The organism is Sulfitobacter profundi (genome assembly GCF_042661425.1).
Taxonomy (GTDB): Bacteria; Pseudomonadota; Alphaproteobacteria; order Rhodobacterales; family Rhodobacteraceae; genus Sulfitobacter; species Sulfitobacter profundi.
Window position 1 is genome coordinate 3,371,039 of record NZ_JBHSWA010000001.1, and the last position, 16,108, is coordinate 3,387,146.

15 protein-coding genes and 5 pseudogenes are annotated in these 16,108 nt (G+C 62.6%); 7 read left to right on the top strand and 13 right to left on the bottom strand.

Annotated elements, in window-relative coordinates; all coding sequences use genetic code 11:
- Window positions 1-42: 42 nt before the first annotated feature.
- The 6 genes and pseudogenes from soxA to ACFQAU_RS17535 form a co-directional block, all read right to left on the bottom strand.
- Window positions 43-891 carry a sulfur oxidation c-type cytochrome SoxA gene (gene soxA, locus ACFQAU_RS17510; RefSeq protein WP_132443576.1) on the bottom strand — a complete coding sequence of 283 codons (849 nt, stop codon included), beginning with the start codon at window positions 889-891 and terminating at the stop codon, window positions 43-45.
- Between the two features lie 43 nt (window positions 892-934).
- A pseudogene (gene soxZ, locus ACFQAU_RS17515) lies at window positions 935-1,263 on the bottom strand (thiosulfate oxidation carrier complex protein SoxZ).
- A 33-nt stretch (window positions 1,264-1,296) separates the two neighbouring features.
- Window positions 1,297-1,716 carry a thiosulfate oxidation carrier protein SoxY gene (soxY, locus tag ACFQAU_RS17520; RefSeq protein ID WP_067628363.1) on the bottom strand — a complete coding sequence of 140 codons (420 nt, stop codon included), beginning with the start codon at window positions 1,714-1,716 and terminating at the stop codon, window positions 1,297-1,299.
- Window positions 1,717-1,831: 115 nt separating this feature from the next.
- Window positions 1,832-2,305: a sulfur oxidation c-type cytochrome SoxX gene (gene soxX / locus ACFQAU_RS17525; protein ID WP_386279657.1), complete on the bottom strand. Its 474-nt coding sequence runs from the start codon at window positions 2,303-2,305 to the stop codon at window positions 1,832-1,834.
- Between the two features lie 136 nt (window positions 2,306-2,441).
- A complete protein-coding gene (locus tag ACFQAU_RS17530; RefSeq protein ID WP_240791534.1) occupies window positions 2,442-3,026 on the bottom strand; it encodes a thioredoxin family protein in 585 nt (194 codons plus the stop codon).
- A gap of 25 nt (window positions 3,027-3,051) precedes the next feature.
- A pseudogene (locus tag ACFQAU_RS17535) lies at window positions 3,052-3,787 on the bottom strand (cytochrome c biogenesis CcdA family protein).
- Between the two features lie 97 nt (window positions 3,788-3,884).
- Between ACFQAU_RS17535 and ACFQAU_RS17540 the strand changes: the two are divergent.
- The 4 genes from ACFQAU_RS17540 to ACFQAU_RS17555 all read left to right on the top strand — a co-directional run bounded on the left by ACFQAU_RS17540 (window position 3,885) and on the right by ACFQAU_RS17555 (window position 7,720).
- Window positions 3,885-4,247 carry a thioredoxin domain-containing protein gene (locus ACFQAU_RS17540; RefSeq protein WP_132443577.1) on the top strand — a complete coding sequence of 121 codons (363 nt, stop codon included), beginning with the start codon at window positions 3,885-3,887 and terminating at the stop codon, window positions 4,245-4,247.
- Window positions 4,244-4,582, top strand: a complete 339-nt coding sequence (locus tag ACFQAU_RS17545; RefSeq protein WP_067628371.1) for an ArsR/SmtB family transcription factor — start codon at window positions 4,244-4,246, stop codon at window positions 4,580-4,582. The genes ACFQAU_RS17540 and ACFQAU_RS17545 overlap by 4 nt, the downstream gene beginning before the upstream one ends.
- A complete protein-coding gene (locus ACFQAU_RS17550) occupies window positions 4,575-5,633 on the top strand; it encodes a YeeE/YedE family protein (protein ID WP_132443578.1) in 1,059 nt (352 codons plus the stop codon). Before ACFQAU_RS17545 ends, ACFQAU_RS17550 begins: the two co-directional genes overlap by 8 nt.
- 65 nt (window positions 5,634-5,698) lie before the next feature.
- Window positions 5,699-7,720 carry a PhoX family protein gene (locus tag ACFQAU_RS17555; protein ID WP_132443579.1) on the top strand — a complete coding sequence of 674 codons (2,022 nt, stop codon included), beginning with the start codon at window positions 5,699-5,701 and terminating at the stop codon, window positions 7,718-7,720.
- Between the two features lie 84 nt (window positions 7,721-7,804).
- Here ACFQAU_RS17555 and ACFQAU_RS17560 read toward each other — a convergent pair whose 3' ends face one another.
- Entirely contained in the window at window positions 7,805-8,923 is a 1,119-nt protein-coding gene (locus ACFQAU_RS17560; RefSeq protein ID WP_132443580.1) for a zinc ABC transporter substrate-binding protein, read from the bottom strand.
- Window positions 8,924-9,005: 82 nt separating this feature from the next.
- Here ACFQAU_RS17560 and ACFQAU_RS17565 point away from each other — a divergent pair.
- The 3 genes and pseudogenes from ACFQAU_RS17565 (at window position 9,006) to ACFQAU_RS17575 (ending at window position 11,038) form a co-directional block, all read left to right on the top strand.
- Window positions 9,006-9,484: pseudogene (locus tag ACFQAU_RS17565) on the top strand (Fur family transcriptional regulator).
- Window positions 9,481-10,239: a metal ABC transporter ATP-binding protein gene (locus tag ACFQAU_RS17570; protein ID WP_132443582.1), complete on the top strand. Its 759-nt coding sequence runs from the start codon at window positions 9,481-9,483 to the stop codon at window positions 10,237-10,239. The pseudogene ACFQAU_RS17565 and the gene ACFQAU_RS17570 overlap by 4 nt, the downstream one beginning before the upstream one ends.
- Window positions 10,232-11,038: a metal ABC transporter permease gene (locus ACFQAU_RS17575; protein ID WP_205570912.1), complete on the top strand. Its 807-nt coding sequence runs from the start codon at window positions 10,232-10,234 to the stop codon at window positions 11,036-11,038. Before ACFQAU_RS17570 ends, ACFQAU_RS17575 begins: the two co-directional genes overlap by 8 nt.
- A gap of 18 nt (window positions 11,039-11,056) precedes the next feature.
- On the opposite strand, the pseudogene ACFQAU_RS17580 reads toward ACFQAU_RS17575, so the two are convergent.
- The 6 genes and pseudogenes from ACFQAU_RS17580 to ACFQAU_RS17605 form a co-directional block, all read right to left on the bottom strand.
- A pseudogene (locus ACFQAU_RS17580) lies at window positions 11,057-11,454 on the bottom strand (RidA family protein).
- A 23-nt stretch (window positions 11,455-11,477) separates the two neighbouring features.
- On the bottom strand, window positions 11,478-12,167 hold the full coding sequence (locus tag ACFQAU_RS17585) for an ABC transporter ATP-binding protein (RefSeq protein WP_067626269.1): 690 nt from the start codon (window positions 12,165-12,167) through the stop codon (window positions 11,478-11,480).
- The gene (locus tag ACFQAU_RS17590) at window positions 12,164-12,919 is read right to left on the bottom strand and encodes an ABC transporter ATP-binding protein (RefSeq protein WP_120350835.1); all 756 of its coding nucleotides are present in this window, start codon (window positions 12,917-12,919) and stop codon (window positions 12,164-12,166) included. Before ACFQAU_RS17590 ends, ACFQAU_RS17585 begins: the two co-directional genes overlap by 4 nt.
- Before the next feature lie 4 nt (window positions 12,920-12,923).
- Window positions 12,924-13,907: a branched-chain amino acid ABC transporter permease gene (locus ACFQAU_RS17595; RefSeq protein ID WP_132443584.1), complete on the bottom strand. Its 984-nt coding sequence runs from the start codon at window positions 13,905-13,907 to the stop codon at window positions 12,924-12,926.
- A 3-nt stretch (window positions 13,908-13,910) separates the two neighbouring features.
- Window positions 13,911-14,826, bottom strand: a pseudogene (locus ACFQAU_RS17600) (branched-chain amino acid ABC transporter permease).
- Window positions 14,827-14,924: 98 nt separating this feature from the next.
- Window positions 14,925-16,070, bottom strand: a complete 1,146-nt coding sequence (locus tag ACFQAU_RS17605) for an ABC transporter substrate-binding protein (RefSeq protein WP_067941293.1) — start codon at window positions 16,068-16,070, stop codon at window positions 14,925-14,927.
- Window positions 16,071-16,108: the final 38 nt, after the last annotated feature.

Below are 16,108 nucleotides of genomic sequence, written 5' to 3' on the forward strand. Positions count from 1 at the left end.
TGAGGGGCGGGATCAGGCCAGGCAAAACGCCCGAATATGATATCAGTTACGCACCGAAGGCGCTTCGACCGACAGGCCGTTGCCGCGGCTGGCGACGTAAAGCTCAAGCGCCACGAACTCGGGGCTGCCGGGGCTAAAAGTCTCGGCTCGGGTGTCACGCACGCAACCCTTGAAACGCGCGTGGCTGCTGTTGAGCTTGGTGTTTTTCAGGCGGTACACCGGAAAGCCGTTGATCTGACCTTGGCTCAGGTGGTCGGCGCGGATCATGTTGCCGTAGTTGTCTTCGTGACAATTGGCGCAGCTCAGCTCAAGTTGACCGTAGCGGGTGTAGTACATCTCTTTGCCCTGTTCCCAAGTGCTTTGGGCCGGGCCGTCGATCGCCACATTGACCGGCATGCCGCGTGACTGGACCGAGATCAGCGCCTCCATCGCGGTCATGTCGTTGCCAGTGTATTTATAAGGCTCTGCGCCCATCTGGTTCTCGCGGCAGTCGTTGATCTGCATCGCAAGCGTGCGTACTTCGCCCGCCTCTTCGTTCCATTTTGGATAGACCGCGCGGACGCCTTCCATCGATTCCACGTCATTGTGACACGACGCGCAGGACTTGCCCTCGCTGCCCTCTGCCGTGTCCCAAGCCGCTTGGGCTTGGTCGACAAAGATCATGCCGGGGTTGTCGAAGTCGTCCATCTGCGTTTGCTGGGTCTCTGCCGAACGAAAGCGCCAGCCAGACATGATTTCCGGCAAAACCCCCTCAAGATGTGCGGGCGCATCGGTCTTGGTCACCATCTCGATCTCGCCGTTGACGACAAGCTCGGCCTCCTCATCGGCCATCCCCAGCATGGGGGCGGCCACCAAAAGCGCCGCGACAGCGGTCATTGCCTTGAATTTCATGTCTTTCCTCCCTGTTCCACGCATGGTGCTGGCTGATGCGGGATCAGCCGACCGTGATGGATTTGACTTCTTCGTAGACAGAACCGTCGTCATCGTACCACGTGAATTTGAAGTCGCCGGCCTCTGGCACGGTGGCGTCAAATTCGAAATAGGGTTGGTCGACATCGCCGGTTCCATCTTCACGTCGATCACGCTCTCGCCGTTGAACTCGGCGGTGAAGCGGTTGATGATCGAACGCGGGATGACGTTGCCGTCGCCGTCTTTGCGCTGGCCCGATTCCATCGGGTGGCTGATAAGGGTCTTGATCGTGATGACCTCACCTGTCTCGGCTTTTTTCGGCACTTTGACGCGAGGGGTTACACCTTCTGCCATTTTGAAAACTCCTGAAAATTGGGGCGCGCGGGCTTAGCCGCCGCAGCCGCCGATTGTGACTTTGATCTCTGCGCTGGTGCGGGCGAATGTGCCGTCTTCCAGCTTGGCGATGGCAACAACGTCTTGGGTCGTGGCCAAACGAATGCGGGTGGAGGCGCTGCGGCTCCCTGCCAAGGGGCCGAAGTTAAAGGTGCCGACGGGCGGTGTCGGGTTGCCAGTGGCCAGCACCATGATCGCGGAAGCACCCGGCGCTTCGACCGAGATTGGCACGGTGTTGCCGTTCTCAGCGATTTCGGGCGCAGTCAGGGTCACGCCGGTGTCGGCCATATCGGCTCCGCCTGTGAATTCCGCGATCAGCTCGTCGACCGTGGCGGCAGAGGCCCCCACGGGCAGCATGGTCAGCGCCACGGCACCAAGGCCGAGGCCGAAAGTTTCACGTCTTGAGAAGTTCATCTCTCATCTCCTTATGCGTCAACGGCGCTCTGCGCCGTTATTCCATTGCCGCGGTGCGCTGACCGCGATGATCTGTCGAGCCTTCCGCCGCCCCTTGGCCGCGACGGGCCCCGCGTTACTCTTTCAACGTGACCAAGAACGCCACGATATCTTCGATCTGCTGGGCGTCCAACAGAGGTGGCAGCGGCTCAGACCCGGCCTTGCCGGTGAAACCATCGCCGGGGCGGATGTACCCGCTTGTCTTGTAGTAAGACGGCATCATCGAGCCTTCGAAGGTCATTTTGCTGTTGGCAACGATGCCGCGCAGCTCTGCCTCGGTCCAGCGGTCGCCCGCCCCGTCAAGCATCGGGCCGATCTCACCTTGGAAAGGCACATCGCTGAGCGCGCCGATCTGATGGCAGGCCACGCAGTTGCCCGCCTTTTTGTTGCCGACGATGGCGGCACCGCTGGCGGCGTCTCCGGCCGTGCCGGTCAAGGATTGTTCAACCGAACCATAGTCATCATAGGTCACGTCGGCAGGTGCCACGGTTTCAGCGGCGGCCAGAACGGGCGCGCCCGACACAATTGCGGCGGCGATCCATCTCATCATCGAAAACTTCCTCCCAGTGCCGATCACGGTGATGTGTGATCCGGTTTACCTGACCCTAAGACAGGGATGCGGCGCGGCGCAACAACAAATTCAAACTTTTGAATAGCTTTACCCGCGCAGCGCCGCTTTTCATCGGTCAATCCGTGCTGCCGTTGTTGCGCTCTTGGATCATCCGCGCGTGGTAGCGTTGGAAATCCTCAGCCCCCTCAAGGGCGTAGCGTTCCTCATTGACCCACGTCAGCATATCCAGCGTCGTGCCCTTGCCAAAGGCACCCGGCATCACTGCCACCGCGGCTTGCGGCGCTGTCGCGCCTTCGGCCACCTCAGGCGGGAGGAACATCATCGTCGGGGTAAAGAGAATCCCCCATTTCCGCGCCATCTGCTTTTCCGAGAGGGTCTCGCCATCGAAATCGGTCACTTCGATATCGCCATGCAAGTTTAGCTGCACAACGAAGTAGTTTTCTTCGATGTAATCGGCGATCTCAGCGGCGGGAAAGACTTCCTCATGCATTTTTGTGCAGTAGATACAGCCGCGCTGCTCGAACATCAGCATCAAGCGCTTGTCCTCGGCCCCGGCCTCCTCCAGATCCTCGCGAAGGTCTTTGAAGGTGTCACGGATCCATGCCGTCTTGTGCAGCCCGTCGTCGCCCAGTTCCGCCGCGGCCAATGGCCAAGCCAGCATCGCTGCCGCCACTGCGGCCCCTATCCTTGAGATAATCATCTTGGCGTCCTCCTCCTTGTTGCGGTTACCCTAACGTCGTGAAGCTGGGGAACCAACGGATCATCGCATCCGCGATCAATTGCACCCCGCCCGTCACGATCAGCACGGCAAAGAGGATCAGCATGACCCCCATCGCCTTTTCGACCTTTTGCACCAGCGCCATATGCCGCGCGGCCCAGTTGAGGAACGGCTTGGCAAAGAGGGCCGCCACCACGAAGGGCGCGGTCATCCCGACGCCATAGGCGAACAACAACAGCCCCCATGCGTGATGTCCCCCATGCCCGACGCTATCATCAAGATCGCCGCCAGCGCCGGGCCCACGCAAGGTGTCCAGCCAAAGCCAAAGGCCAGCCCCATCACATAGGCACCCCAGATCGACGTGGGCTTGCCGCCCCCTCTAACCGCGCTTCGCGGTAGAGCAGCGGCACCTTGATGACGCCCAGAAAATGCAGGCCAAAGACCAACAAGATCGCCGCCGCCACCCAGCTGAGCGGCTCAAGGTATTGCGTAAACACCTGCCCCAAGGCCGTGGCCCCCATGCCCAAGAGCACAAAGATCGTCGAGACCCCAAGCGCAAAGAGCACCGAAGACAGCACCAACCGCCGCTGCGCCCCCGGCGCAATCGCGCCATCGCCGCGCAACTCGGTCACGCTGAGCCCCGCCATATAGCTGAGGTAGAACGGCACCATAGGCAGAATGCAGGGCGTAAAGAAGCTGAGCAGCCCCGCCAGAAGCGCACCTGCATAGGTGATGTCGAACATGTTACCCCCTGCCCGCGCCGACACATGCCGCCGCGCTTGAACAATTCACATATTCAAATTACGTTGAGTGTTGTCCAAACGTCAATCAGGCAAGCCAATGATCCGCACAGTGACCGCCCTGAGCCTCGCGGCCTTTACCGCCCTGCCCGTTTGGGCGGTGGAACTGGTCATGGTCGAACAGCCCGGCTGCATCTATTGCGAACGCTGGGACAAAGAGATCGCCCCCGCCTATCCCAAAACCGCCGAAGGGGAGTTTGCTCCGCTGCGCCGCGTTGATATTTCTGTCGTCGAAGACAGCGTCACCCCCCAGCGCGCGGTGGTCTTTACGCCGACCTTCCTGCTGGTTGAAGATGACACCGAACTGGGCCGGCTCGAAGGCTACCCCGGCGCGGAATTTTTCTGGCCCATGCTGAACATGCTATTGCGCGACAAGACCGATTTCGAGGAACCAACCGAATGACAGCCCTGCCCGTGATGACACCCGACATGTCTGAAGAAGACATGGACCGGATGCTGACCAATGCCGTGACCGCATCGAATTTCCTCAAAGCGATTAGCCATGAGGGGCGCTTGATGATCCTGTGTCACCTTGTTTCGGGTGAGAAATCGGTGAGCGAGTTGGAAGCCCTGCTCTCGACCCGGCAGGCGGCGGTATCGCAGCAACTCTCGCGGCTCAGGCTCGAAGGTTTGGTGACACCGCGGCGCGACGGTAAAACGATTTACTACCGTCTGGCCGATGATCGGCCCCGCAAAATGCTGGAACTGGTCTACGAATTATTCTGCAAGGATGATTGAACTTCTGGGCCAGCCGCTGACCGCCGCCGTCTTGGGTGGATTGGGCGGCGTATTGCTGGGCCTTGCCGCACGTTTGGGGCGGTTCTGTACAATGGGCGCCATCGAAGACCTGCTCTATGGTGGCTCCAGCCACCGGATGCGCATGTGGGGCTTGGCGATCGGTGTGGCGATGCTGGGCAGTTTCACCCTCGGCGGGCTTGGGCTGATCAACATCGACCGCGCCTTTCACCTGACCATCGCTTTCTCTTGGGCGCCCGCGATCTTTGGCGGGCTGATCTTCGGCTACGGCATGGCACTGGCGGGCACCTGCGGCTTTGGCGCATTGGCGCGGCTTGGTGGCGGTGATCTGCGCGCCTTCGTCATTGTCGTGGTCATGGGGCTGGCAGCCTTTGCTGTGCTTTCCGGCCCCCTCGCCCCGGCGCGTGTGTTTCTCTTCCCCCGCCAGTTGAGCGTGGGCCCGCCCGATGGCATTGCCCATACGCTTTCTGCGCTCACGGGCGGGTCGGTGCCAATGATCGGTGTGGCTCTGGGCCTCGTGATCTGCGCCCTCATGCTGAGCGCCCGCAGCTTTCGCAGTGATTTCCGTATGGTCTTTTGGGGCATAATCGCCGGTCTCGCCATCGTCTCAGGCTGGGCGGGCACGGCGTGGCTGGCGCAAACCGGCTTTGGCGCACAGACGCTCATGTCTCACAGCTATGCCGCCCCCGTGGGAGAGACACTGCTCTACGCCATGCAAGGCTCTGTCCGCCCTCTGAGCTTTGGCATTGGCTCTGTCTCGGGCGTCTGGGTCGGCGCTTTCCTCGGCTCTCTCTGGCAAGGGCATTTCCGTTGGGAGGCCTGCGAAGACCCGCGCGAGCTGCGCCGCCAGATATTCGGCGCGGGGCTTATGGGCGCTGGCGCAGTGATCGCCATGGGCTGCACCATCGGGCAAGGCATCTCGGCCATATCGGTCTTGGCCTTCAGCGGACCTGTTACCTTGGCGTCGATCTTTGCCGGGGCTGCGATTGGTCTGCGTCAACTCATCGTCGGATTTCGCAACAACCCGATCTAGCGCGTCATAAAACCGTGACAGTCATCGTGCAGATGGGGGCCAGCCAAGTCACCAGAGGAAGCATGATGACCCGCCGCGAAATTCTCAACGACCCCGCCATCGGCAACAAGGCCGAAGCCTTTGAGGCCTTTGACGACATCCCCACGAACGCGAACCTTTCGCGCACCATCGGTGATGTGATCAACGCCCGCTATGGCCGCCGCGACATCCTGCGCGGCATGCTTGGGGTTTCCGCCACCACAGCACTTTTCGGCACCGCTGCCGCCATCGCCCCGTCCAAGGCCAATGCCGCCACCAGCCGCTATGTCTTTGATGAACTGGCATGGGGCAATGATGAGACCCACCATGTCGCCCCCGGCTATGACGCGCAGATCCTGCTGCGGTGGGGCGATCCGATCACCGCCAACGCGCCCGAGTTCGACGTGATGAACCAGACCGCCGCCGCGCAGCTACAACAATTCGGCTACAACAACGACTACGTGGGCTTTGTGCCCCTAAACGAAGACGGCAGCCGTGGCCTCCTGTGCGTGAACCATGAATACACCAACGAAGAGGTCATGTTCCCCGGCCTTGGCCGTCAGGACAAAGTCGACTTCAAAGGCATGACGCCTGAGTTGATCGACATTGAGATGGCCGCCCACGGCGGCTCGGTCGTCGAGATCGCCCGCGATGAGGTAGGCAAGTGGCAGGTGGTGCGTGATGGCAAGATGAACCGTCGTATCACCCCGCTCGACACCGCGATGACGCTGAGCGGCCCTGCGGCTGGTCACGCGCGGATGAAGACCAATGACGATCCCAGCGGCACCCACGTCATCGGCACTCTCAACAACTGCGCGGGCGGCCTCACCCCATGGGGCACATGGCTCATGGCCGAAGAGAACTTCCACGGCTATTTCTGGACCGACAAGCTGGATGCCGATGGCAATCCCGACATCAGCGGTGCCGCGGAAGAGAAATCTTGGGACCGCTACGGCGTACCGGGCATGTGGTACGCTTGGGGCCAAAAGCACGACCGCTTCAACGTGGATGCCGAACCCAACATGCCCAACAAATTCGGCTGGGTTGTCGAGGTCGACCCAATGGACCCGACCTCAACCCCCGTCAAACGCACCGCTCTGGGCCGTTTCCGCCACGAAGGTGCCGAGACCACGGTCAGCAAAGATGGCAAGCTGGTGGTCTATATGGGCGACGACAACCGCTTTGACTATCAGTACAAATACGTCTCCGAAGGCACCGTTTCCGATGATCCGGCGGCCAATGGCGCTCTGCTGGACGAGGGTACGCTCTATGTCGCGCGCTTTGAGGAGGATGGCACGATCAATTGGCTGCCGCTGGTGCATGGCGCCGGCCCGCTGACCGCCGAAAACGGCTTCAACGATCAAGGCGACGTGATGATCGACACCCGTCTGGCCGCCGACCTGCTGGGTGCCACCCCCATGGACCGCCCCGAAGACGCGCAGCCGCGCGGCGATGGCACGGCCTATATCCTGCTGACCAACAACACCAAGCGCAAGGAAGGCGACACCAACGCCGCCAACCCGCGCCCCGACAGCAGCTTTGGCCATATCATCGAGATCAAAGAGGCCGACGCCGACCACGCCGCCACCAGCGGCACTTGGTCGATCCTCGTGCAATGCGGTGACCCAAAGGTTGCCGAGGTCGGCGCGCAGTGGAACCCTGAGACGTCCGAAAACGGCTGGTTCGGCAGCCCCGACAACGCCGCGATGGACGCCGACGGGCGGCTCTGGATCAGCACCGATCAGGGCAGCAGCTGGGGCAAGACAGGCAAATCCGACGGGCTTTACGCGCTAGAGACCGAAGGCGAGGCGCGCGGGACCTCAAAGCTCTTCTTCCGTTGCCCCGTGGGCGGTGAGATGTGCGGCCCCTACTTCACCGAGGATGGCGAGACGCTTTTCGTCGCGGTGCAGCACCCCGGTACGGACGGAACCAAGGACATCCCCGGCTTTGAGCGGGAAAGCACGTTCGAAGACCCAGCCACCCGGTGGCCCGACTTCGACCCCAAGATGCCTCCGCGCCCGGCGGTGGTTGTCATCACCAAAGAGGGCGGCGGTAAAATCGCCGTCTGATCAGAATTCTATAAAAGTTATTTCAGCATGTAAGATGTGGTGCAGCTTCCCCGGCTGCACCACTTTTTCGTTTCGGCGCTAGGCTCAATCCGACAGGCAAGCGGCCATGTTCTCTGCCATGCCGCGCAGCAGATCGGCATAGAGCGCAGCGCCCGGTTCCAGATCAGCCCCCAGCGGATCGAGCGTGCCGGTCCCGGTGCCCTGCCCTTCGGTCACGGCGGCGATTAGGCCGGGGTTGAACTGCGGCTCGGCAAAGACGCATTTCGCGCCGCTTTCGGCCACCAAGTCGCGCAGTTCAGAAACCCGCGCCGCGCCGGGCGCGCGGGCGTCATTCTCGCTGATGGCGCCGCGTGCTTCGATGTCAAAACGCGCTTCGAAATAGTGGTAGGCATCATGGAAAACGATGAAGGGGCGGTTTTTAACCGGCGCGAGGGTTTCGGCGATGTCCTCTTCCAAGGCGGCAAGCTCGGCCTGCGCCGCGGCGGCGTTCTCACGGTACTGTGCGGCGTTGTCGGGGTCTAGCTCGGCCAGCGCCTCGGCGATCTGGCCCAGCCAAAGCTGACCGTTCTGCGGATCAAGCCAGACGTGGGGGTCAACGCCGCTATGCGCATGAGCCTCATCATGCCCGCGATCGTCATGGTCTTCGTCAGGCGCTGGCGCGTCATGTTCTGCGTTGTCATGCCCTTCGTGGTCATGCTCCTCATCGTCACGCTTCTCGTGGTCATGCTCCTCATGCGCCTCGTCACCATGCGCGTCGTGACCATGCGCTTCGTGATCATCCCCCTTTTCGGCATGCTCCTCCGCCCCGTGGTCTTCATCTCCCTCATCGCCGTGATCATGGGCTTCGAATGTCGCCCCCTCACGGAACGCCAAGACGCGGGTGCCCGGCTGCTCCAGCAAAGCCAGATGGCTCGCGCTGCTGGCCAGAGATTCCAGCGGATCGGCCAGCCAAGGGGTCAGCAACGGGCCGACCCAGACGACCAAGTCCGCCCCGCTCAGCGCCCGCGCCTCGGAAGGGCGCATCGCATAGCCATGTGGTGAACTGCGCGGCGGCACGATGAGGTCAGGCGTGCCAACCCCTTCCATCACCTGAGACACCAGCGCATGGACCGGCGCGATATCCGTGGCGACGGCAGGCACCTCCGCCCAAAGCGGCGATGCGGCAGAGGCAAGAATGGCAGCGGGGAGCGTGAAACGATACATGGCAGACCTTCAAATGTTATAGTATCACCTTGCTAACACCGCTGTTATAACATATCAATACCCAAACGAATTGAGGTCCCCCATGAGCGCCATCGAATTCCGCGATCACGACCATGCCGCCTGTATGCGCAGCACCATGCAGGCCGCCGAAGCACAATGCGCCGCGCGCGGGCTGCGGCTGACGCCCGTACGCCGCCGCGCGTTGGAAATCCTGCTGGCCGAACACCGCGCCTTGGGCGCCTACGACCTCTTGGCCCATCTCTCGGCCGAAGGCTTGGGCGCGCAGCCCCTGTGGCCTATCGCGCGCTGGATTTTCTTGTCAAAGCCGGGCTAGCCCATAAGATCGAAGCGCTCAACGCCTATGTGGGCTGCGTACATCCGGGCGAAGACCACGCGCCCGCCTTTCTGATCTGCCGCAGCTGCCGGTCGGTGGCAGAGGCCGAAACCTCACCCACGAAAAGCCGCCTTGGCGATGCCGCCCGGGCCGCAGGCTTCCGCATTGAGCGCAGCGTGGTCGAGGCCGAGGGTCTTTGCCCCGCCTGTCAGGAGACCGGCGCATGAGCCTGATTGAGACCCGTGGCCTTACCCTGCGCCACGACAGACAAGTCGCCCTGCGCGATGTGAACTTCAACATCGAACCGGGGGAGATTGTCACCATCGTCGGCCCCAACGGGTCGGGCAAATCCAGCCTGCTTCGGGCGCTGATCGGGGCGCTGAAACCGGCGGCGGGCAAGGTGTCCCGCAAACCGGGGCTGCGCATCGGCTATGTGCCGCAGAAGTTGCAGATCGACGCGACCCTGCCGCTGACCGTGCGCCGTTTCGTCAACCTGCCGCGCCGCCAAACGCCCGAAGCGATCCGCGATGCCCTTGCCACCGCCGGTGTGCCGGAATTGGCCGAGCGGCAGATGGTCGACCTCTCTGGCGGGCAGTTCCAGCGCGTGCTTCTGGCCCGCGCCCTGCTGGAGAAGCCCGACCTGTTGATCCTTGACGAGGCGACCCAAGGGCTCGACCAACCCGGTTCTGCTGCGTTTTACCGCCAGATTGAGGCCGTACGCCAAGATTTGGGCTGCGCCGTGCTGATGGTCAGCCATGATCTGCATGTGGTCATGGCGGCGAGCGACCGGGTGCTTTGCCTCAACGGTCATGTCTGCTGCGAAGGCACACCCGAGACCGTGGCCGATGCGCCGGAATACCGCGCATTGTTCGGCAGTGGCACCCAAGGAGCTCTGGCCCTTTACCGCCATGACCATGATCACCACCACCACCATCACGGCGACGCCTGTGAAGGCCACCACCAAGAGACTGAGAATGCTTGACGATTTTATTCTGCGCGCAGCGCTTGCCGGGCTTGGCGTGGCACTGGCCGCCGCGCCGTTGGGCTGTTTCGTAATCTGGCGGCGCATGGCTTATTTCGGCGATGCCACGAGCCACGCGGCCTTGCTGGGCGTGGCCTTGGCGCTGGCGACCGATTTGCCGATCACCGCGGGCGTGCTTTTGGTGGCGCTGGTCATGGCGCTGGTGATCAGCACGCTTTCGGGCCGCAATGTCAGCGCCGATGCGCTTTTGGGCGTTATGGCCCATTCCGCGCTGGCGCTTGGGTTGGTGGCCGTGTCCCTGCTGCCGGGGCAGCGGGTTGATCTGTCGTCCTACCTTTTTGGGGAAATCCTCGCCGTCACCCGATTTGACCTTGCCGTCATTTGGGGCGGTGCGCTGGCCGTGGCGCTGCTGTTGGCGTGGCGCTGGTCGGCGCTGCTGGCCGCCACGCTGAACCCCGATCTTGCCCAAGCCTCTGGCGGGAACCCGAAACGCGAGCAATTGATCCTGACATTGGCACTGGCGATCATGGTCGCCGTGGCCATCAAGGTCGTAGGCGCCCTGCTCATCGCCGCCATGCTGATCATCCCCGCCGCCACCGCCCGCCCCTTTGCCCGCACGCCTGAGACTATGGCGATTTGGGCGATGGGACTGGGCGCTCTGGCGGCGTTGGGCGGGCTGATGGCATCACTGGAATTCGACACGCCGACGGGGCCCAGCATCGTCAGCATCGCGGCAGGTCTCTTTGCGCTGTCCTCGGCCTTTTCGGCGGCGCTTCCGGCGCTGCGCCGCCGGGGCTGACCCCGGCGGCGGGATCGCTTAGCGGTTGATCACCGCATCGGCTTCGATCTCAAGCTTGGCGGCATCCTCGACCAATCCGGCGACGACCACCATCGCCATGGCCGGGAAATGCTTGCCCATGACCTCACGATAGGCACGGCCCACGTCCTTTTGCGCGGCAAGATATTCTTTCTTATCCGTCACATACCACGTCAGACGGGTGATGTCTTCGGGCGTGCCGCCAGCGGCTTCGACCACCTCGCGGATGTTTTGCAACGCCTGTTTCATCTGGCCGATAAAGTCATGGCAATCGAACTTCTGCTCGGCGGTCCAGCCGATCTGACCGCCGACGAACAGGTGACCATCCGCGCTCAGCACGCCGTTTGCATAGCCCTTCGCGGGGCCCAGCCCTTGGGCTGAATGATTTGATGCGACATGTCGTGTTCCTTTTTGTTAACAGTCACACGCCGAGAAATTGATCGGCGATTTGGGAATCGAGCGCGGGCATCGGGCCAGACCAGACCGAGCGGCCACGTTCGAGAATGACGGCGTGATCGGCCACGCGGCGCAGCTCGGCGAGGGATTTGTCCACCACCAAAAGCGCCAGCCCGCTGTCGCGTTTAAGCTGCGCCACAGCGGCCCAGATTTCTTGGCGCACCACGGGGGCCAAGCCCTCGGTCGCTTCATCCAGCAGCAGCAATTTCGGGTTGGTCATCAACGCACGGCCAATTGCCAGCATCTGCTGCTCCCCGCCCGAAAGCGAGCCGGCCGCCTGATCGCGCCGCTCCCCCAGCCGTGGGAAAAGCGCCGTGACCCGCGCCTCGTCCCATGCACCGGGGCGAGCGGCGGCGATGAGGTTTTCGTGCACCGTCAGCGGCGCGAAACAGCGCCGACCCTCGGGCACCAGACCCACCCCGGCCTGCGCGGCCCGGAAACTGGGCAGGCCCGCGATGTCGCGCCCGTCAAAGCGCAGCCCACCGCCATCGTGTTTCAGCATCCGGCAGATCACCTTGATGGTCGAGGATTTGCCCATCCCGTTGCGCCCCATCAGCGCGCAGACCTCGCCCGCCTCCAGCGACAGATCGACGCCAAAAAGCGCCTGCGTCGGCCCGTAGGAGGCGGTGATGTCGTTCAACTCCAGCAAGCTCATGCTGCGTCCTCCTCGCCCAGATAGGCCACCCGGACCTGCGGATCGGCCTTGATCTCGGCCGCCGTGCCGCTGGCGATGATCTGGCCATAGACCAGCACCGAAATGCGGTCCGCCAGTGCGAAAACCGCGTCCATGTCATGTTCCACCAGCAGGATCGGCGCCTCGCGGCGCAGCCCGTCGAGAAAGCCTGTCATCTCCTTAGAGCCGCTGGCCCCGAGCCCCGCCATCGGTTCATCCATCAGAAACACCTTGGGCCGTAGGGTCAGCGCCACGGCGACCTCAAGCTGGCGACGTTGCCCATGCGACAGGTCCGCGGTGCGCTTGGCCGCGTGATCCGCGAGCCCTACCAACTCCAAGGCGCGCATCGCCTCTTCCCGCAACTTCTGCTGCCGCATCACTGGCGCGAAAAAGCGCATCACCCGGCCCGATTGGCCAAGCGCGCCCAGCACCGCGTTTTGCAGCACCGTGTATTCCATCGCCAGCGACGAAATCTGGAACGTTCGCCCCAGCCCCGCCCGCGCCCGCTGCACGGTGGTCATCGGTGTCACGTCCTGCCCGGCAAAATGGACCGACCCGCTGTCCGAGCGCAGCCCGCCCGCAATCTGCTTGATCAGCGTCGACTTGCCCGCCCCGTTGGGGCCGATAAGCGCGTGGATTTCGCCCGTCCGCAGGGTGAGGGAGACATCATCAGTCGCCTTCAACGCGCCAAAGCTTTTGTGCAGGTTGCGCACGTCCAACAGCACATCTGTCATCCCTTCAGTCATGGGCCACCTCCCGTCCGGCAACGAGGCCGATCATGCCGCCGCGCGCAAAGAGCACCACCAGCAACAGCAACAGCCCCAGATAGATGTGCCAGAACTCCGATAGCCCGCCCAAGACATGCTCAAGCAAGATGAATAGCGCCGCCCCGGCCACCGGGCCAAAGAGCCGCCCAACCCCGCCAAGGATCACGAAGATCATGATCTCACCAGAGGTCTGCCACGAGAACATCGTCGGGCTGACGAAACGGTTGAGATCGGCAAAAAGCGCGCCCGCCAGCCCCGTCACCGCTCCCGAGATGACAAAGGCCACCAGCCGCAGCCGGAAGGGCGCGAGGCCCACGGCTTCGACCCGCTCGGCGTTCTGCCGCGCCGCCGACAGCCCAAGGCCGAAAGGAGCCCGCGCCAGACGCCCTGCAAACAGCAGCACCAGCGCCAGCACCGCAAAGGTGATGGCAAAGAAAGTCAGCGGATCAAGCGTGTTGAGCCCCGGAAAGCCGTTGCGCACATAGATCGACAGCCCGTCCTCGCCGCCATATGCGGGCCATGAGATCGAGAAGTAGAACAGCATCTGCCCGAAGGCGAGCGTGACCATGATGAAATAGACGCCCGAGGTGCGCAAAGACAGCGCCCCGATCAGCAGCGCAGCAAGGCCAGAGACCACAATCGCCACCAGCCAGATCACCGGCATCGACTTGGTGCCTTCGATCAGAAATGGGCTCTCCATGATCGGTGTGTAGCTCTGCGCATGGGCGGCGAGAATGCCCATGGCATAGCCGCCGATCCCAAAGAATGCTGCATGACCAAAGCTCACCAGCCCGCCGAGGCCGAGCGCGATGTTCAGCCCCACGCCCGCAAGGGCGAGGATCGCCGCCTTGGTGGCCAGCGTGATGATGAATGGCTCGTCCAACGCGAAAGCCGCCAACGCCGTCACCGGCAGCAGCAGGAAGAGAAAGAGGTTTACGAGTTTTTCGCGCATCATGGCTCAGGCCTCCCCAAAGAGGCCGGTGGGTTTGAACAGCAAGACCCCCGCCATCAGAATGTAAATCGACATGGAGGCGAGCGAGGAGCCGACGGACGTGGCCGCCGAGGCCTCCATGAAATTCGCAAAAAGAGCGGCAGCAGGACCGATCCCAGCGTGTCCGTCAGCCCCACCAGTAGCGCCCCGATCAGCGCGCCCTTGATTGAGCCGATGCCGCCGATAACGATCACCACAAAGGCAAGGATCAGCACCGGCTCCCCCATGCCCACCTGCACCGACTGGATCGCGCCCACCAGCGCACCGGCGAGACCCGCAAGGGCGGCCCCAAGGGCGAAGATCAGCGTGTAGAGTTTGGCGATATCGACGCCAAGCGCCCCGATCATTTCGCGGTCAGCCTCACCTGCGCGGATCTGGATGCCGATGCGCGTGCGGGCGATCAGCAGGAACAGACCTGCAGCAATTACCAGACCGACGCCGATGATCACGAGCCGGTAGAGCGGATACTGGATGCCCCCGGCAGGGTCACCGGGCCGGACAGGGCCGCCGGAATGTCGAGAAACAGCGGGAAGGAGCCAAAGAGAAACCGTGTGCCTTCTGAGAAAATCAGGATCAGCGCAAAGGTCGCCAGCACTTGGTCGAGGTGGTCGCGGTCATAGAGCCTGCGGATCACCGTCATCTCGATCAAGCAGCCCGCCAGCGCCGCCGCGGCCAAGGCCGCCACCAGCGCCAAGAGAAACGACCCCGTCGCCGCCGCAACCGCCGCGGCGGCAAAGGCACCGACCATGTAGAGCGAACCATGGGCGAGGTTAATGAGCCCCATGACCCCGAAGATCAGCGTGAGCCCCGCGGCCATCAAAAACAGCATGACCCCGGATTGGACTCCGTTCAGCACCTGTTCAATCAGCAGGATGAGTGACATTTGGCAAAGCCTCCCGGCGCGCCGGTCGCGAGGACCGGCGTGAAAGCGTTGATACGTCGGCCCCGGCGCGCCAAATCGGCGCCCGGGGCCGCGCGGGATTACATTTTGCAGTCAGCCGCGTAGGCATCAGCGTGATCGGTCAACGAGGGGCCGATCAGCTTGTTGGTATAGACATCACCCTCTTTGACCACTTCGCGCACGTAGTAGTCTTGGATCGGGTGGTTGTTGTTACCAAACGAGAATTTGCCCCGCACGCTGTCGAAATCAGCCTCTTTCAGCGCCGCGCCAAAGGCTTCGGCATCCGACACATCCGCCTTCTCCATCGCGCTTAGCAGCAGGTTCGCGGTATCATAACCCTGACTTGCATAGAGCGACGGCAGACGGTCGTATTCCTCCTGAAAGGCCTCGACGAAGGTCTTGTTGGCTTCGTTATCGAGATCCTTGTTCCATTGGCTGGTGTTCTTGATCCCAAGAGCGGCCTCACCCACGGCCTGAAGGATGCCTTGATCAAAGCTGAAGGCCGGGCCGACAACAGGCAGGTCCACGCCCGAGTTGGCATATTGCTTGAGGAAGGAAATCCCCATCCCGCCGGGCAAGAAGAAGAACACGCTGTCAGCGCCCGAGGCACGGATCTGCGCGATCTCGGCGGCATAGTCGGTTTGACCCAGATCAGTATAGACCTCGCCCGCCGCTGCGCCATCATAGGTCCGTTTGTAGCCCGTCAGCGCGTCCTTGCCCGCCGGGTAGTTCGGCGCCAGCATGAAGGTGTTTTCATAGCCCGTGTCATTGGCATAAGCGCCCGCCGCTTCGTGCAGGTTGTCGTTCTGCCATGCCACGTTGAAGTAAAGCGGGTTGCAGCCTTTGCCCGCCAGCGCCGAAGGGCCTGCGTTGGGTGAGAGGTAGAATTTGCCCTGCGCCGTCGCCGCGGGCACCACGGCCATGGCGAGGTTGGACCAGATGATGCCGGTCATCACGTCGACCTTCTCGGACTGGATCATCTTGTCGGCCAGTTGCACTGCAATCTCGGGCTTGCGCTGGTCGTCTTCGACCACGACCTCTAGGTTCTCGTTCCCGGCCATCTTTGTGGCCAGCATAAAGCCATCGCGCACGTCGATGCCAAGGCCCGCGCCGCCGCCCGAGAGGGTGGTGATCATGCCGACCTTCACCTTTCCCTCTTCGGCCCATGCGCCGCCTGCCGCCAGTGCCGCGACCGAGGCCGCCATCACAAGTGATTTCATCTTCATTTCAGTCTCCCTTGGTTGGTTTGGGCCTCTTTACCGGG

Bases quoted from the DNA above. Each gene is read 5' to 3' on its own strand.
- soxA (WP_132443576.1), bottom strand. From the start codon at position 891: ATGAAATTCAAGGCAATGACCGCTGTCGCGGCGCTTTTGGTGGCCGCC.
- soxY (WP_067628363.1), bottom strand. From the start codon at position 1,716: ATGAACTTCTCAAGACGTGAAACTTTCGGCCTCGGCCTTGGTGCCGTG.
- soxX (WP_386279657.1), bottom strand. From the start codon at position 2,305: ATGATGAGATGGATCGCCGCCGCAATTGTGTCGGGCGCGCCCGTTCTG.
- ACFQAU_RS17530 (WP_240791534.1), bottom strand. From the start codon at position 3,026: ATGATTATCTCAAGGATAGGGGCCGCAGTGGCGGCAGCGATGCTGGCT.
- ACFQAU_RS17540 (WP_132443577.1), top strand. From the start codon at position 3,885: ATGATCCGCACAGTGACCGCCCTGAGCCTCGCGGCCTTTACCGCCCTG.
- ACFQAU_RS17545 (WP_067628371.1), top strand. From the start codon at position 4,244: ATGACAGCCCTGCCCGTGATGACACCCGACATGTCTGAAGAAGACATG.
- ACFQAU_RS17550 (WP_132443578.1), top strand. From the start codon at position 4,575: ATGATTGAACTTCTGGGCCAGCCGCTGACCGCCGCCGTCTTGGGTGGA.
- ACFQAU_RS17555 (WP_132443579.1), top strand. From the start codon at position 5,699: ATGACCCGCCGCGAAATTCTCAACGACCCCGCCATCGGCAACAAGGCC.
- ACFQAU_RS17560 (WP_132443580.1), bottom strand. From the start codon at position 8,923: ATGTATCGTTTCACGCTCCCCGCTGCCATTCTTGCCTCTGCCGCATCG.
- ACFQAU_RS17570 (WP_132443582.1), top strand. From the start codon at position 9,481: ATGAGCCTGATTGAGACCCGTGGCCTTACCCTGCGCCACGACAGACAA.
- ACFQAU_RS17575 (WP_205570912.1), top strand. From the start codon at position 10,232: ATGCTTGACGATTTTATTCTGCGCGCAGCGCTTGCCGGGCTTGGCGTG.
- ACFQAU_RS17585 (WP_067626269.1), bottom strand. From the start codon at position 12,167: ATGAGCTTGCTGGAGTTGAACGACATCACCGCCTCCTACGGGCCGACG.
- ACFQAU_RS17590 (WP_120350835.1), bottom strand. From the start codon at position 12,919: ATGACAGATGTGCTGTTGGACGTGCGCAACCTGCACAAAAGCTTTGGC.
- ACFQAU_RS17595 (WP_132443584.1), bottom strand. From the start codon at position 13,907: ATGATGCGCGAAAAACTCGTAAACCTCTTTCTCTTCCTGCTGCTGCCG.
- ACFQAU_RS17605 (WP_067941293.1), bottom strand. From the start codon at position 16,070: ATGAAGATGAAATCACTTGTGATGGCGGCCTCGGTCGCGGCACTGGCG.